The sequence below is a fragment of the Bradyrhizobium hereditatis genome (assembly GCF_020329435.1).
Classification (GTDB): domain Bacteria; phylum Pseudomonadota; class Alphaproteobacteria; order Rhizobiales; family Xanthobacteraceae; genus Bradyrhizobium; species Bradyrhizobium hereditatis.
Map to the genome: position 1 here is coordinate 464640 of NZ_JAGKJK010000003.1, position 15195 is coordinate 479834.

The window sequence follows — 15195 nt, forward strand, 5'->3', positions numbered from 1 at the left end:
GCCTATTTGAAATAGCGTCCAGGCGCATTGGGCCGCCCAAGCGCAATAATTCCGATCGGCTCGATCGTGGGAAAGAAGCTCACGCCGTCGGGCTCGGCGATGCGAAAGCGCTCGTGCAAGGCCCCGTCGGCCTGGATGGCCGATGTCATGGAGTGGAAAGTCAGGTCTTTGAAGACTCCCTGGCGACCGGCATGGACCACAGTTCGTCGATGAAGTGCACCGCGATACACGCGGGCGCGATTATGAAGAGGACATACACAAATAGTTTGATCGCTTTCGCGAGGCTGTCGCGCGGGTCCGGCGGATCGACGAATGCGCCGGGGAGTTTGTTGTACCAGGGTAGATTTGCATGGAGGCGCCAGTGTCGATCCACGATCATAAGTAGGAAATATGAAACGAGCGGTATTGCGAGCACACCGATCAGGATCGCGGAAGCTGTTTTCGAGTGCGGCACGATCTGCTTGATGATGGGTGCGCCGGTCCGCTCAAGCCAGAACAGATTAAAGAAAAACGAAAACAGGGCCGCGCCGACCACACCATACACTAGCGCCGGACTATCCACTTTTTGCCCCTCATCAGGATCGCGCGATTCTTGCATCGGCAATGGGATTTGGCAATCGGCTGGTCGTGCTTTTATCGCCGATACCTCTGGGTGTGTTATTGATTAGAGCGGCTTGACGGGCCTTAGGAATGAGAGACACAGGTGGGCCTTCGACCGCTCGCCGCGGGCTCGTGGGCGGTCCAGACTGTGCGAGGGGCACGCGTGAGCTTAGGGTTTCCCGCGAATGAAGGGTTTTTCGGTCTCTTTTGGCCGGCGAGGATCATGCATCCTTTTCACTCTGAAAGGAGCCCGTGTTGATGACGATGCAAGACCTGTTAGACAAGATCACACCACTGCCGGGGAGAGTTGTCGATGTCCCAACGGTGCCGCCCATCGAACTGGTGGATTTCGTGGTGCGGTGGAACCGCGGGCTGCGGCCATGGAAGGCGACGACACTCGCCGGCCTCTCCGGCGTCTCGATCTCGACCGTGGAGCGGATCGAAGGCGGCGAGCGCGTGAGCGACGACGCTCTGGACAGAATCGCCCGGGCGTTCGGCTATGAGGCGGGATATTTCACGGCGCCGAGGTATCCGACGCCTACGAGGATGATATCGCGCGTCTGCAAGAAGGGCTCGATCTCGCGTCATTTATGCTGTCGGATATCGCCGAGCCCCCCGCCGTCGGAGCGAGGTCGGCGCGATCTCTACAACGAGATCCTCACATGTGTCGGCAACCTCGAGCGGCCGGGGCCTGACCGACCTGTCGGGGGTGATGCCGGCTCCGCAAGAGCGTTTGCCCGGGACTGGAAGTTCGCGGTCGTCTCGATCTCGCCGCGGCTCACCGACCCCGGCGCGACGAAGCGGCGGCACCTGATGGTCGACCGCCGCGTCGTAGGATTGCCATCAGGGCCAAGGACTACGTGACGCGCCTGCCTCTTCGGCCAGCGAGAATTGCAAGCATATTGACGACCGACCAGGTTCCTTCGGCGCACAATGCAGCGGTTCTGAAATCGGCGAACCGCTTATGCTGCAGCGCCAACGCCAGGCGGACCGCCGCCTTGGCGTGAGCGCGCGCTTCTTCGTTGCTCGAACCTTTCAGCTCCGCTTCGAAAATCGCCTCGAGCATCCGCTTGGCATCGGTATCGCTCGGGGTCTTGTCGTCGATAAGCGGATGCCGGGCGGGATCATAATGCTCTTGCGCGACGGAGATCAGCACCTCGCGGCAGAGGAGCCCGACGGCCTGATATTGCTCCTCCGTCTCGGCGCCATCGAGCCGGAGCCGCATCTCCTGGAGCTGGCGGTCGACTTTCTGCCACCCGGTCGGCTGCTCGAAGACAACCGCGCGGCGGGCGGATTGCGCGACAAAGATCGGCCTGCCGGAAATGGTCTTTCCGGGGACGATCTGATAGCCGTCAGGTGTCAGCGCCTCGTTGTAGCCGCGCACGAGCATTGACACTGCATCGTCTGCAGGCCGCACGACCGGGTGTACAGTCTCGCAGAGAAAGCGGAGAAACTCTGCGTCCGGTCCATACATCAGATGAACCGTCGATCGTAGAATACCCAGTCTGAATCCCAATCGCTATTGCGCACACAATGCTGATAGATGTCGCCGGCGGCGTCTTGGTAGCGACGGTCGAACGATGGCAGCTTCGATAAATCGTAAATTCTTGCCAGGAATTCGTCGTCCTGCAGCCGGCCGGCCCAGCTTACTTTGACAATGCTGAAATGATCGACAATGGTGCGGCGCGTAACCTCCGAGATCTCCTTTGGAGCTTCTTCCGCATCGTAGGTCATCGATGTTTTGTCCATAGTGACTAGGCCGGCGCGAGCACAGCCAAGCGCTCGCAGATGAATTGTGCGATCTGCGACGGGCTGAACCTGCGCGCGTCGACGTAGCCGTCGGTCTTGAAAATGCCATCGACAGCGCCGTCGTCGGTTCGCACGAACATTATGCGGGCATTGCCGCGCTCCATAATAATCTCCCTGATCGCCCTGAACTCAATGCCGCACCAGTCCTTCCTTTGGTAGTCGGCCCCGAGGAACACGACGATCAGCTTCGAGCGGCGCCGATAGATCTCTTGCAGCAATGTGTCGAGCGACGGCCGTGCCAGTTGCGACACGTAGTTGCTGTCGTAGAAGTAGGAGTTCGGCCCGATTCTTCTCTCCAGCTCGCGCGCGACTTGCTCGACGATTGCCCTCACCTCTCCTGGAAAAGAAAGCGCCACGTCGAAATTATGTCTGTTTATATCGACGGTCTTGGTCGCCTGCCCGGTCCATGACGGCAGCGTAATGCGCCGCGCGGTATGCAATTCCTTCGCAAGGTTGACGTCCTTGACCGCCCAATGCGTTCGGTTCATCTCCCATTTGCCAATATCGAGCTCGAAGGTGAGCTGTTCCAAATCGTCCGCGGACAGAAAGGAATCGATCGGCTGAAGCTCGTATTCGATGCGCACCTGCCCCTGCCGTTTGGCGATATCACGGATCAGGCCGAAATTCGGCGCGAGCTGGTTGAATGCTTCATAGGCGAAGATACATGGCAGCCGCTTGAGTTCCGAGACCGCGGCTTCGTCGAGCGCTCCGAACCGCTCGGTGATCGCGTTTTCGGTGTATTCGCGGACACAGCGCGAGAATTCGATGTGCCAGGGCTCGCCATTCCAGGCCTCGGCATTGGAGGAAACAAGGAGATTGTACATCGAGACGACCGTTGTTGCCGGTTTGGGGATTGGGCTTGGTGCTTGGAGGCGTCACCGGGGGGTCTTATCGGAATTTTCACGCCCGCGCACTGATTCGATAGTCCAAGCTTCGACGAAGACGAACAGAAATCTCCGCTGAGGCCGTTCGGCTGAGGCGTTCGGCAAGGACAAGCGCAGATCGCCAGTGGCCTATTAGGGGTCAAATAGCCCATCGAGTCCGGGCCATTCGTCAGAACCCGCCCGGCTCTCGCGCTGATGATCGCCGGAGCGATTGGCGCCCGCCAGCGGCACGATACCGTAGGGCACAAAGAGCATGGCGACAGATCTCCAGCCTTGGGTTTGAAGCATGGCAGCGGCCCGCGCATTACCGGAGGCCTCAAGCGTGTCGCGCGGCACTTTTCTCTAGCCGCACGGATTTGGCCAAGCTCTTGATCTTTACCACTAAGCGACGAAAATGTGATGGATGAGAAAAGCGCCTAGGGTTCCGCCGCGCTGGTGTGGTGTCTCACGCATGTGCGGATTTGTTGGTTCTATGGATGAGGGCGTGAGCCGCACCGGTTGCGTCGTCCCGAGGTCAGTCGCGTGACGAACGATGGCCGCTAAAACGTTGCCGATGGCAGCATCGACTTTGCCGTCGAGTACATACCCCAGCATCCCTCCATGGCGCACCACGGCACCATATTGCCCGGTCACGAACCGCATCATACCAAAGACAACGTACTCGTTTGCGTAGGTTCGAACGCCGGGATTTTGTGGAACGTTGAGGCGCTTACATTCTAGGCAAAAATAAACGTCCTCGCGGTTCACGAGCGGAGAAAACGCAATATCAAGCCTTCCCTGATCTTGGCCTGCAGCCGGTTCAAGCTCGACCATCTGTGTATCAATCCGGAAGGGCAAGTCGCTGGCATTCCGATTCTGTCTAAGTACCTTGCAAAAGGCCTCGGTCGCGGGATCTTCCAATGCGTCAGGTGCTAAGGGCGGCATGGCTCGCCATGAGGCGGCAACCAGCTGAAAAATATTGGGAAGGAGCGAGTCAATGAGGCCGATCCACTGTGAAGGATTACCGACAACAGTCATGCCATGACCCGGTGGCTATGCATCAGAATCGTCCCAGCAATCTCGTCCGCGTCGTTGAGTGCGGCCGTCTCGGTCCAATAACGATGACCAATGCTTTTGAGCAAATACAGCTTGTCCTGGTCGAATACAGTAATGCCGCGAGCGGCGGTCACGGCCCGCTCAATCGGATTGGCTGCCTGTCGCAATCGGTAAAAAGTGTGCAACACGTCCGCTTCCACCGGTTGGGCCAAAGCATCTGAGCGAGGCGACTTGCGCAATACCGCGATACCGATTCCTAATTGGTCTGAAGCCACGGCGAAGCCTGTCACGATGTACTCGGTTCCTCGTACCCAGCTATTCAAAGTTTCGCATAGTCGCCGGGTGTAGAGATCGCGTTGCTGTCTCGTCGAATGCGCTACCGTCGGCACCGGCATCTTGGCCTTCGTAGGCTGGATGCTGGGGATGACGACGTTTACTGTGTCGGACAGAAGAACTTGTTCGTTTGGCTGGATGTCGAAATAACTCTCAATCAAAGGATCAATCGCAGCACTGGCAGCAGCGACGGCGCTGTCGCGAAGGATAAGATTTTCCATTGCGCGCCTTGTATGGGTAGCGATTAGGCGCGCAACTTCGGCGACGATCTCGTTGTGCCGGGACGACTCTTTGAAGTCTTCAGGAAAAGGCATTGGTAAGCGGAGGATTTCTTCGACATGTCCTTCCGGACGGTACATCCCCCAGCTCGCTGCGGTATGAAACATATAGTATTTCGCGAGTCGCGAACGTAAGTAGGCAGCGAGGAACATGAGAAGCGTGCGGTGCTTGTCGGGGCCGTGGATGCCCCTCAAGGCGTGTCGAAAGCTCACCGGAAAATCGCAGAAGGCAATTCGCTGGAAGCCCTTTGTGATCAAAACGTGAGGCGCATTGAAAATTTCGGTGCTGGTATTGGATCGGCTCCGAACTGTGACATTGGCTGAGCGGAGCGTTTTGCATTCTTCCGGTAGCAGGAAGAGATCGATCGCCGGGCTCGTCGCATCGATGAAGAGCTTCGACGGCAGCCGCACCACTTTCGCTTTCTTTGGATCATCGTTCTCTCCGAGCGGTTGGAATCCTTCAGCCATCACCCACGGTTTGTCGCCCCCCTCACGTGGACTCTTCACGCGATCGCGCAGCCGCGAATAAAGGGATAGGCGATCGATCAGCCGCAGGTCGCGTGGCGTTGCCCAAAAATGTTGTTTCCAAGTCTGCGGCGCGTCGGGACCGTCTAAATCCTTCACCAATTCGGCCAGCGAAATGGACGAGCGATCGATTGGCGAAACAGAGATGATTTCCGCCTGTGTTGCGGCCCAATCGACTTTGGGGGCGAGATATTCAATTTTGCTGTTAAGGCTCGTCGGGCGCTCAGGCCGGTACCGGACGACGATCGCTGGGTGGATGGCCTTCTCGAAAAGGAAGAGCCGATAGTCGGCGAGGTTGAGGACCCTTGCGACGCCATGCTCCGTGAGCCAGGCCTTTTGGAACGCAACTGCTTTGCCGCCGTGATTGAACAAGGTGCCGTGAGGCAGAACGAAGCAAACGCACCCCTCTTCCCTGACCGCTTTTGCAGCCTTCCAGACAAAAGCGGCAGCGATTTGTTTATCCGGAAGCGGCTTCCCATTTTCGGCGCACCAACGTCCTGCAGGCGTGTCGGGCCCCGCAATACTGCCCCACGGAGGATTGCCGACAACAACCGACGGGACCGCAGAAAGCTTGAGGTTGGACGAGAAGAAGTCCACGCATTGAATGTTTGGCGTTTGATTGGGTGCATCCGAAGAGACGAGATGAGGTAGAGCACGGCCCTTGCCCTGCAGGTCCCGGATGTCCCGGGGGGTCAGCTGATCGAGGTAAGCAAGATAGAGGCTAAACGCCGTGATGCGGCAAGCTGTGGGGTTGATATCAACGCCAAACAAGCTGTCGGTCAGAGCTGCATCAGCTCTTTTGCCCGTCGATCGTTCCTCGCGTTCGGATTGGCAAACTTCCACTCCTCAGCCATGCGATTGAATAGACCGACCAAAAAAATTCCAGAACCACATGCTGGATCAAGATACTTCTTGCCGATCAGTGGGCCACTTTGATGCAGGGCTACATCGAGGACAATCTCCGCCAGAAAACGGGGCGTATAAAACGCGCCTGTTTCATTGGTCGCCTTCAGAAAGTGCTCGTAGATGGCGCTGATGGTTTCAATTGGGATCGCGCTGAAATCATAAGGCCAAAAGGTCCTCTGACCGCTGCGAACATGAGTGCCCTCGAAAAAATCTCGTAGCGTTCTGACATGTTGGTGCGTGATTTTCCGCGCCTCGGCTTCAAGATCGTCGCTAAAGAGGTCGCCGTTAAAATCGTTCTGCAAGTGCGAGAAAATTTCGTAGAGCGCTGTCTTGGCATTCCGAACAGGCTGGAGGCTTAGCACGTCACGAAGGTGCGAAGCATTTTCGATACCGATGGACGAAAGGTATTTTTCGCCAATCACCTGCCTGTCGAATAGGTAGCAAGTAAATACGACGCGGCAGAGCAACGCGTCGAGAACCTCAGGAGAGATATTCCTGTTTGTTATCTCGTCGAGGACATCACGCGTGTCTTTGAGGTTGCTTAGAAGGTCCCGGTCGATACGTTGGTTGGGATCGAAAGAGCGAACGTATTGTCGGAAAAAGTCACCGGACTCCACGGACACGATGAAGCTTTGAAGCCCTTCGGCTACACGGTCGAGTTCGGCGACGAGGCTCGGCGGCCGATCGTGGATTTCGTGCTCGGGCACGGGCCGGGACATTGCGGAGTAGACGTGAATCTTGTCGCCCGAGACGAGAACGAGGATCGGTGCGCCGCCGTGGTTCCAAAACTGCCGCTGGATGGGAACAATCGTGTTGAGCGCGAGGCTTTCAACAACCTTAAAATAGATGAGTGGCGTATTTTCTGCGCAAAGAATTCCATCGAGCGCGAGAAGGTCGAACGCGCGCCGCAAGACATGGGCATGCGGCATCGTCGCGCTAAGCCCATCCTTGCTATTGAAGAACACGGGCGGCGCTCGATCGGCCAGGCCGAACTCGGAGATCCAGCTTGCAGAAAGTGGCTGCTGAATCATCTGCTTCGTTCTATTGCGCGTTCGTGCCGCATCCGTGTCTCGTCTTTTGAGTCTCTAGAATTATGATAGACGGCGCCTCGGCGCCTGTCATCGACTGGATCGGAAGCGGCGAAGCGGCCGCGGTCACAACCCACCTCTCAAGGCAGGTCTTCCTTTTCCACATCGCGCTTTAGATTCGATCAGCCGCTCGTCGGGTGTGGCTCTTGGTGGGCGGTCGCCCCGTCCTGGCGGCGCCCATCCCATTTTACGCTCTGCGGCCGCGGTCAGGATCACGCGGCTTGCCTTGATATGCACGGCTGCAATTACGCCTCTTTGCCTTGGCAGCCGAGCATGGAGACGCCCAGGATCGCGGCCATACGCAATGATGCAAAGCTTGCCGCAAGGCTGGGCTAGCCGCGGCCATTTACGATCTCCTCGACAGTACAATTCGTTTGTTCTATCTTTGTTCTCTTCGGCGAGAAAGTCAATGGCCTTTGCGAGAACCCGCACTTCGGCGGGTTTCAGCCCAATCTGGCGGGGTTCCTGTTTCAATACCTGGACATCGACCGATGCTGACAACCGACGAACGTCTCAATGGTCTGCGATGGGACAAAACCTTGCGGGTTTTCGGCGGCCTTTTCGCGATTTGAGTTTGCCATGAAGCAGTGCGGCTAAAGGCCCATGCGACGCGATCACGGCCACGGAAGCGGGTCTTCTCTTGCCCCGCAATCGTCTTGATCCAGCCGAATGCCTCCTCGATCCGCTTGCGGATGCGCTGGCTGACGGCATAGCCGCCGTGCCGGGTCGTTCGCCCGTCAATCGCAGAGCTACGGCCGCTGGTGTTCTGTGCCACATGCGGCGTCACGTTCATCGAGCGCAGCTCGTTGACGAAGTCTTCCACATCGTAGGCTTTGTGGGCGCCAAGCGTGATCGCTGTCGGCCGGTCGGCACGAGGCTCGATCATGTGCAGCGCGGCCACCCGCTCGGCATGCCCATCGGCTTGCGTCAGGCAGGCGTCCACCAGCAGATCGTGGCGGTTCTCCATCAGCCCGTGCCCAATGAAGCACAGCTTCGTCTCCTTGCCTTTGCCCTTGCGATACAGCCTGGCGTCTGGATCGGTGGTCGAAGCATGGGTGTCATTCGAGCGTTTCTGGCCGTGGAAGTCCGCATCGGCATTGCAGCCGCCGCCTTGCGCCGGCGGCTCGCCGGAGCCGTCCTTCGGCTTGACACTCTTCATCGAGGCCCAGGCCTCGATCAGCGTGCCATCGACCGAGAAGTGATCACTCGATAGAAGCCTCTTCACCCTGGGCTGCGCCAGCATCGCCGCCAGGAACTTCGCCGCGATGTCGCCTTCCAGCAGCCGGTCGCGGTTCTTCGAGAACACCGAATAGTCCCAGGCTGCGTCGTCGACGCCGATGCCGACGAACCAGCGGAACAGCAGGTCGTATTCCAGTCGCTCCATCAGAAGCCGCTCCGAGCGGATCGAATAAAACGCCTGCAACAGCATCGCCCGCAGCAGCTTCTCCGGCGGGATCGACGGCCGCCCAATTGGCGAATAGAGCGCGGCAAACTCTCGCTCCAGCGCCGACAGCGCTTCGTTCACAATCGTCCGGATCGCTCGTAGCGGATGATTACGCCGCACCCGCGCCTCCAGGTCGACGTAGCTGAACAGCTCGCCCGTTCGATTGTCGCCGCCGCGCACGCACCATCTCCGAATCTCGTCGGAGCCAATGAATTACGGTCGCCGGTCGGCGGCGAGCGCCTTTTTTCAACGGCCTGCTAGAGCGGGATGAGATTAGGTTTGGTCATATCCAGCGTTGGCGAAGTAATTGGCGCATTCGGCCGGTGAGACGGTGTTGAGGATCGGAGCGATAGCATCGTAGACCGCCTCGGTGGTTCGCTGTGCGGCTTTGCGCAGCCAGTGTTTGAACTTGGCGAAGAACTGCTCGATCGGGTTCAGATCGGGCGAGTATTTGGGCAGATAGAAGAGCCGGGCGCCGACGGCACGGATGGCGCGACGCACGGCAGTGGACTTGTGCGAGCCGAGATTGTCCATGATCACGATGTCGCCGGGCTGCAAGGTCGGGACCAAAACCTTCTCGATGTAGAGTTGGAAGGCTTCGCCGTTGATCGGGCCCTCGATGAACCACGGAGCGGTGATGCGATCGTGGCGCAAAGCGGCCATGAAGGTCATGGTTTGCCAGCGGCCGTGCGGCACCTTGGCTTTGATGCGTTGGCCGCGCGGTGCCCAACCCTGCAGCGGCGCCATATTGGTTTTGGTCCAGGTCTCATCGATGAACACCAGGCGGGAGGGATCGATCCGATCCTGATACTTGGTCCACTGTGCCCGCCGACGGGCAACGTCGGGACGGTCCTGCTCGGCGGCAATCAGCGTCTTTTTTTGTAACTGAGCTTCTCCGCGTGGACGAACTCCTACATCGTGCGGTAATCGACCTTGAGGCCACGCTCAGTGAGCTCGCCCACCAGCCCGCGCACGGTAAAATCCGCCTCCCGGCACCGTTGCATCAGCCATTCGCGGTGCGCTCCCGCAATCTTCTTTGGCCTATAGCCACCGATCTGGTCCGGCTTGACGCTGCCGGTCTCGCGGAAGCGCCGTACCCAGTTGATCGCTGTGCTGACGCCCACCCCAAACTGGGCCGCCGCCTGATGCCGCGACAAGCCGCCCTTGATGACGGACCTGACCACCCGCTCGCGAAGATCTTCCGAATAGGCTCGCCCCATCCATGCTGGCCTCCTTCCCAGCCAGCATGTTGAATCAGAACCGACCTGATTTGGGAATCCTCAATCGATTCAAACTAGACCCATCCCGCTCTAGGTTTGAATCCTTCCCCTTTGGGCTACAGGACTTCCTCGACGAAAGGCAATCGCGATGTGGAGAATGCTTCTGCCAGCGGCGTCAATCGCGTGGCTTGCAGCGCTGACGGTTGCCGAATCTGCCGCGCAGCCGACGACCGACGTTGCCCGTTTCTCGTTCCGCCAAACCGGAACGGACAAACAGATCAAGCACTTCATCTTCGAGGTCCGCGGAAAGCCGGCCATCGACGAGATGCGGACGATCTTGGCCGACCCGAGCTCGACAAAGCGAAATGTGTCAGGCGTGATCGATCAATCTCCGGCAGTCTACAACCCGCAATGGCATTTCATCTGATGCCGGAGACCGTGAAGCCCTTTGAGCTGCAGATCGAGGTCTGCGACGCCAACGTGATGTACGTCGAAGCCCATCTTGACGAGGTGGGAGGAGCATTCCTGCCGAAATCGTTTTGGTGTCCCTGGTCTTCGGAATTGGAGTTCGAAGTGCCGGTGCATTGATGAGGCCCACCTCACCCTCATTTTCTTGCGGTGCCCTGGGTTACGTGGCTGGCAGAAGCTGAGCCGGAGTGCGGTGGCAGTCATTCGTAGGCCCGCTTGCAAATGCGTGTCGTCGTGGAGTTAACCGCAACCCTCGCAGGCCTTTCGAGTCCATGCGATCACCTTGGCCAACGCGATGCGCAGCTCAGGCTCGGCTTCGTCGTGCCACCGCCCGAGAATCCTAGAGAGTACCGGCCGCCGGAGGCTCTCATCCAGCAGCGATAGCCGAGCGGCCGCAACGTCGGCTTCAAAGTTGCGGCGCTCCGCATCGTGCCGGGCGCGCACAAGCCGACCAATCACGGCTCCGTCCAAGGCGGGTGCGCTCACGCCACGGTACCACTGGAGCGCCAAACCGCGAAGGACTGCTGCCCTGGTCGAGAGGTCGGGCCGACCCATAGCGGCATTTGCGAGTCGCTGCGCAACCTCTTCGGGCAAGTCGGTCACGGCTGCAGCCCTACCAAGAGCCCCAAGCGCGTCCTCGTCACCGGCGATGATCACCATCTCACCACGATAATTGCTCGCCCGCGGTGGAAACCGCGATGCCGGTGACAGCCTTGCAGTGAGGATCGCGAGCCTGCTCGGGCTCAGCGCGCCATCGAGCGCAGCCAGATGTCCGAGGCCCCGATGGAAGTCGCTCATGGTGCGCTGGGCGCTCTCCTGTTCGGCAGCCCATCGGCGGATCTCGGCGACCGAATTCCGGTCGAGATGGTTTACGTTCGCGGCGAGTGCCGCGAATGCGGCAACCGGTGCAAAATCATCCATTCCCGACGAAGAGGTCATCCGCTCGATCAAGGCCGTCACAAGGCCGAGCGTTAGCGGCTGACCTGGCGCGATCGCCCGTATCAGTTCCGATACAGGCGATGCCTTCGACAGGTCGAGGCCCTCTCGGCGCCCGACGGTTTCCAAATATTCGAGGGTCTGGCCTGTCAACAGACCTCGCCGCCCCATTTCAGCGAGAGCAAGAGCGGCGAACTGCTGCCCTGCGTTCGCCGGTTCACCAGGATCGGCTTCGGCGAGACTTCGAAAGTCGTTCAGAAACAGGGTTTCGATGCGCCCTCGTCGCTGCTTGTCCTCGATCAGGAGGGCGGCGGCGAGCCGGCCGTGGGCTGCGCACCAACCACGGTCCAAAGCGTCCAGCGCGGACGTTAGCGCGTCCTTAAGTGTAGAGCGGCTCGGGGCGTCCGAAAGGATTCTCGCTAGGGCATGAGCATAGGCCGAGAACTCCGACGCACGTCGATCCGGATCTTTCTGATGCGCCCACCGATATGCCGCGATGCGGCTCAGTTCGAACACACTGGCCGCACGCCCGTTCGCGTCCAATGGCGCGGTTGCCGCGAGCCAAGTTGCATCCCTGGCGAAGACCTCCGTTTCGGCCGAGAGAATCCTAAAATCCATATCACTAGCGGGCGTGGCGGAGCAGTCGAGGTCTGGTTTCCGATTCAGAGGATAAACCTGGCCACCAATCACCACCGTGGAATCGCCAGACAGTGAGGCCAGGAAAACCACTTCATCGCTCGGAGGCGCGTCGTCGTCGGGCCGAAGGGCGGCGGACTGACCGGCAGCCATCATCGACGCGGACGCGAACCGCGGGCGCGCGAGGCCGCCCTCCAGATCGCGCAACCAAGGTCTGAGGCCGCGCGAATCGAGGTGACCGATCAGACCGCGCATGGAGGCCCTGCCGAGCGCGGCGGCAAAACTATCCGCAGTCGGTTTCAGGTCGGCCAGAACGAAACCGGTGTCGACTTCAGCCCCGAGGTGAAGCGGGAGGGCCACATAGGTCGTGCTCAGTCCCGGACGGACCAGGATTTCGCCCGTTCCCGAAACCGCAAGATGGTAGACCATGCCGTCAATCGCCACGATCGTGACCGCGGCGGCAACTGCGCCGATACTGAGAATTCTGCGCACGCGCCGACGGACCGTTTCGGCAACGGACAGTTCGCGTCCGAGCGACCGGCTCGCCACAACGGGAAGTTTTGTGGCGGACACCGACAGCCCACCTGCAACGGGTTCCTGACGCTGGCCCGCCTTGAGGGCAGCAGCATTCAGCGGGACCTGCTCGCGAAGTCGCGGCAAGAGAGCCGCCTCGAGATCGACCAGGCCCATGCTGTCGGCTATATCCGAGTCCGTTGAGAGGGCTCGGATGAGAACGTCAGAGAATAGGGAGCGCCTTAGCTTGTCATCCTCCCAAGCAATTTGGTCGGCCCGCGACGAAGCAATCACCAAACGGGCAGCGCTACCGCTCAAATTCGAGAAAAAACGAGCTCCCGCGGCGATCGATTCTGCGTGGCAGCAATCTATCAGCACGAGGATCCGAGCTGCACGGACCGAGCCCAGCAGGGCATCAATCATTGGTCCATCCAGGCTCGCGGAGCCTGGATGGGCGTCGGCAAGACAGAACCAGCCATCGATCTCGCCGTGGCCGCACATGTAGACGAGAAACAGATCGAATGCGCCGGCGCATGAAATTGTCGCGAAAGCCGTTTCGACGCCGCGCCTTGTCGGCTCACCCTCCCTAGGGAGGACGATGTGAACGTGGTTGCTCCCGCTCCAAGCAGCGGACGCGTAGCGGTGAAATGCTTCCGCATCCTCCACCGCGTATTTGAGCCGCATCGAGCTGCTGCGGTAGTAGGCGTCCTGATAGTCGACGATCCCTATACTGATCGAAGCGCATCGCATCGCGCTCTACCACCTGAAAAAGCCTACCACGCTGGGGTGGGCGCCGTGCGCGCCGATCGGAGCTAAGATCGTCGTGAGCTTCTGGAGGATGAGCGGCGTCGAGAGCCCGACATGTAATGCAACGATGCCATCCGCTCTGGGCCCGAAGTAAAGCCAGGCTATCAGCCCTCCGGCGAGCGCCAACAGCATGGAGACGATCCAATAGAACGGGTTCCGAGTATAGGAAGGTAGCGTTCCCTCACGGAGCAAGCCTCTCCAGTGCAAAAGTTCAAGTAGAACACCTCCCACCGTCCCTACCATAAACACCTGCCACGCAGAGGTCAGAGACATAGCGATGCTCCAGATCAGAGACCGGGTCCGACTGGCCAAGCTTCAGCGCACCCGCGCAATCGTGCGGCCCAGGCGCTCTGTTCGAAACCGGATGTCCTTCATATCTCTGCGCGAAGGTCTTCGGCACTGGGCATCTCCCTAGGTTCGGTAACAGCTCCAGCCGGGAAAACTGGTTACGGCCTTGTCGTAGATCTCGATGTGGCGAACATGCAGCCGAAGGAACGCACGGCGGATTGAGCAACAGAACTCAGCTTTGGCGTGTGCGAAGGCCCTTCAGATGTTTATCGCGCTGCCTGATCGAGCCCTCTTCAGATTGGCGTGAGCTCGATGTCCAGGGCGAGTTCCCGGTACGGCGCGGCCTGTACCCACCGATTCAGAAGGTTCATTGCGAGGGAACATCACCGCCTCGAACCGGGTCGTCACCGATGTCACCTACATTCAGACCGCCGAAGGCTGTATGTACCTGGCTGCCATCGCGGACCTCTTCAGCCGCTAAGATCATCGGTGGTGCGATGCACGGCCACATGCGGATCGAGCTCGTCTCCTCCGCGCTATCGATGACGATCCGCTAGCGGCGGCCCGCTGCCGGATTGATCAGTCATTCGATCGCGGCGTGCAGAGCGGATTCACAGGAGTGTCGCGCCGCCCTCGTCCCGCCGATATCACCGCTTGTCTTCAGACGAATTTGGCCGGGCGTTCAGACGGAGGGCATGATTGAAACGCTTGCATGTTTCGTTACCTCGAGAACCGAGAGTGCTGGTGCTGGCTTTCCGTCACATTAAGAAAGCCCAACAAAATGATCCGTCGTGACTGGCCTCGAATGCGGATCGAAGCGTCAACATACGGCCGTCGAAGATGAGCACCGCCGCTTAAGCCGGCGGCTTTCCCGAGAAATTTGAACGACAAGGCATGCGCCTGCCTCGTATATTGTTGGAGGACCGCCATCCGAGGGTATTTGCGAAGTATCGAGCATATCGCCCCTTCCCGGCCGCCCCTCCGGTATCGAGTGGCTTCGATCCAAGTATTCAAGACTTTTTGAACCGACTGCGATCGTCCCGGTCAGTTTGTTGTAATGCAAGTCGCACGGAATCTTCTTTATTCACCCGCAATTAAGAATTCGAAAAATCTCATCGGACAGACCGATCTCACCTGACAAAAGGTAACCGAAACTAACGTGCGAGTTCCTCCTGCTTCGGCCAGATTCATTCCGCTCTCGCACACCTAGATGGCCCGATCACGTAGATGAAGCGGCTCTGCGTGAATGAAATCGATGGCCGGCGTCGCCTCTACCGTTGATCAAACGATGCTCAGAGCGGATGCGGCCGTTCTGGTCATAGAGTGGAAGCAACACTCAGCCAGACGATCCGATACAGTTTCTCGCTGCACGCGCGTGCACTGTTAGCGAGCTTCGATTCAAACACCCCTCTCTCCAATGGCATT

At 59.2% G+C, this 15195-nt stretch carries 9 protein-coding genes and 4 pseudogenes; 2 read left to right on the forward strand and 11 right to left on the reverse strand.

Annotation, left to right across the window (positions count from 1 at the left end; translation table 11 throughout):
- Window positions 1–2: 2 nt before the first annotated feature.
- Both J6524_RS10060 and J6524_RS10065 read right to left on the reverse strand, forming a co-directional pair.
- A complete protein-coding gene (locus tag J6524_RS10060) occupies window positions 3–149 on the reverse strand; it encodes a hypothetical protein (RefSeq protein ID WP_225670170.1) in 147 nt (48 codons plus the stop codon).
- 11 nt (window positions 150–160) lie between these two features.
- The gene (locus J6524_RS10065) at window positions 161–604 is read right to left on the reverse strand and encodes a hypothetical protein (RefSeq protein ID WP_225670171.1); all 444 of its coding nucleotides are present in this window, start codon (window positions 602–604) and stop codon (window positions 161–163) included.
- 254 nt (window positions 605–858) lie between these two features.
- On the opposite strand from J6524_RS10065, the gene J6524_RS10070 reads away from it, so the two are divergent.
- A complete protein-coding gene (locus J6524_RS10070) occupies window positions 859–1464 on the forward strand; it encodes a helix-turn-helix domain-containing protein (RefSeq protein WP_225670172.1) in 606 nt (201 codons plus the stop codon).
- On the opposite strand, the pseudogene J6524_RS10075 reads toward J6524_RS10070, so the two are convergent.
- The 8 genes and pseudogenes from J6524_RS10075 to J6524_RS10105 all read right to left on the reverse strand — a co-directional run bounded on the left by J6524_RS10075 (window position 1457) and on the right by J6524_RS10105 (window position 10122).
- Window positions 1457–2349 (reverse strand): annotated as a pseudogene (locus tag J6524_RS10075) (AbiJ-related protein). The gene J6524_RS10070 and the pseudogene J6524_RS10075 sit on opposite strands and share 8 nt — an antisense overlap.
- A 5-nt stretch (window positions 2350–2354) precedes the next feature.
- A complete protein-coding gene (locus tag J6524_RS10080) occupies window positions 2355–3233 on the reverse strand; it encodes a toll/interleukin-1 receptor domain-containing protein (protein WP_225670173.1) in 879 nt (292 codons plus the stop codon).
- A gap of 192 nt (window positions 3234–3425) precedes the next feature.
- Window positions 3426–3548, reverse strand: coding sequence for a hypothetical protein (locus tag J6524_RS37345; protein WP_283843289.1), 123 nt, complete (start codon window positions 3546–3548; stop codon window positions 3426–3428).
- Between the two features lie 126 nt (window positions 3549–3674).
- Window positions 3675–4310: a hypothetical protein gene (locus tag J6524_RS10085; protein ID WP_225670174.1), complete on the reverse strand. Its 636-nt coding sequence runs from the start codon at window positions 4308–4310 to the stop codon at window positions 3675–3677.
- Window positions 4307–6307, reverse strand: coding sequence for an Eco57I restriction-modification methylase domain-containing protein (locus J6524_RS10090; protein ID WP_225670175.1), 2001 nt, complete (start codon window positions 6305–6307; stop codon window positions 4307–4309). The genes J6524_RS10085 and J6524_RS10090 overlap by 4 nt, the downstream gene beginning before the upstream one ends.
- Window positions 6244–7401 carry an N-6 DNA methylase gene (locus tag J6524_RS10095; protein ID WP_225670176.1) on the reverse strand — a complete coding sequence of 386 codons (1158 nt, stop codon included), beginning with the start codon at window positions 7399–7401 and terminating at the stop codon, window positions 6244–6246. The genes J6524_RS10090 and J6524_RS10095 overlap by 64 nt, the downstream gene beginning before the upstream one ends.
- A gap of 637 nt (window positions 7402–8038) precedes the next feature.
- Window positions 8039–9082: pseudogene (locus J6524_RS10100) on the reverse strand (IS5 family transposase); the annotation flags it as partial.
- Between the two features lie 93 nt (window positions 9083–9175).
- Window positions 9176–10122: pseudogene (locus J6524_RS10105) on the reverse strand (IS630 family transposase).
- Between the two features lie 157 nt (window positions 10123–10279).
- Between J6524_RS10105 and J6524_RS38230 the strand changes: the two are divergent.
- Window positions 10280–10710 (forward strand): annotated as a pseudogene (locus tag J6524_RS38230) (BP74-related protein).
- Window positions 10711–10830: 120 nt separating this feature from the next.
- On the opposite strand, the gene J6524_RS10120 reads toward J6524_RS38230, so the two are convergent.
- Window positions 10831–13425, reverse strand: a complete 2595-nt coding sequence (locus J6524_RS10120; RefSeq protein ID WP_225670179.1) for a caspase family protein — start codon at window positions 13423–13425, stop codon at window positions 10831–10833.
- Window positions 13426–15195: the final 1770 nt, after the last annotated feature.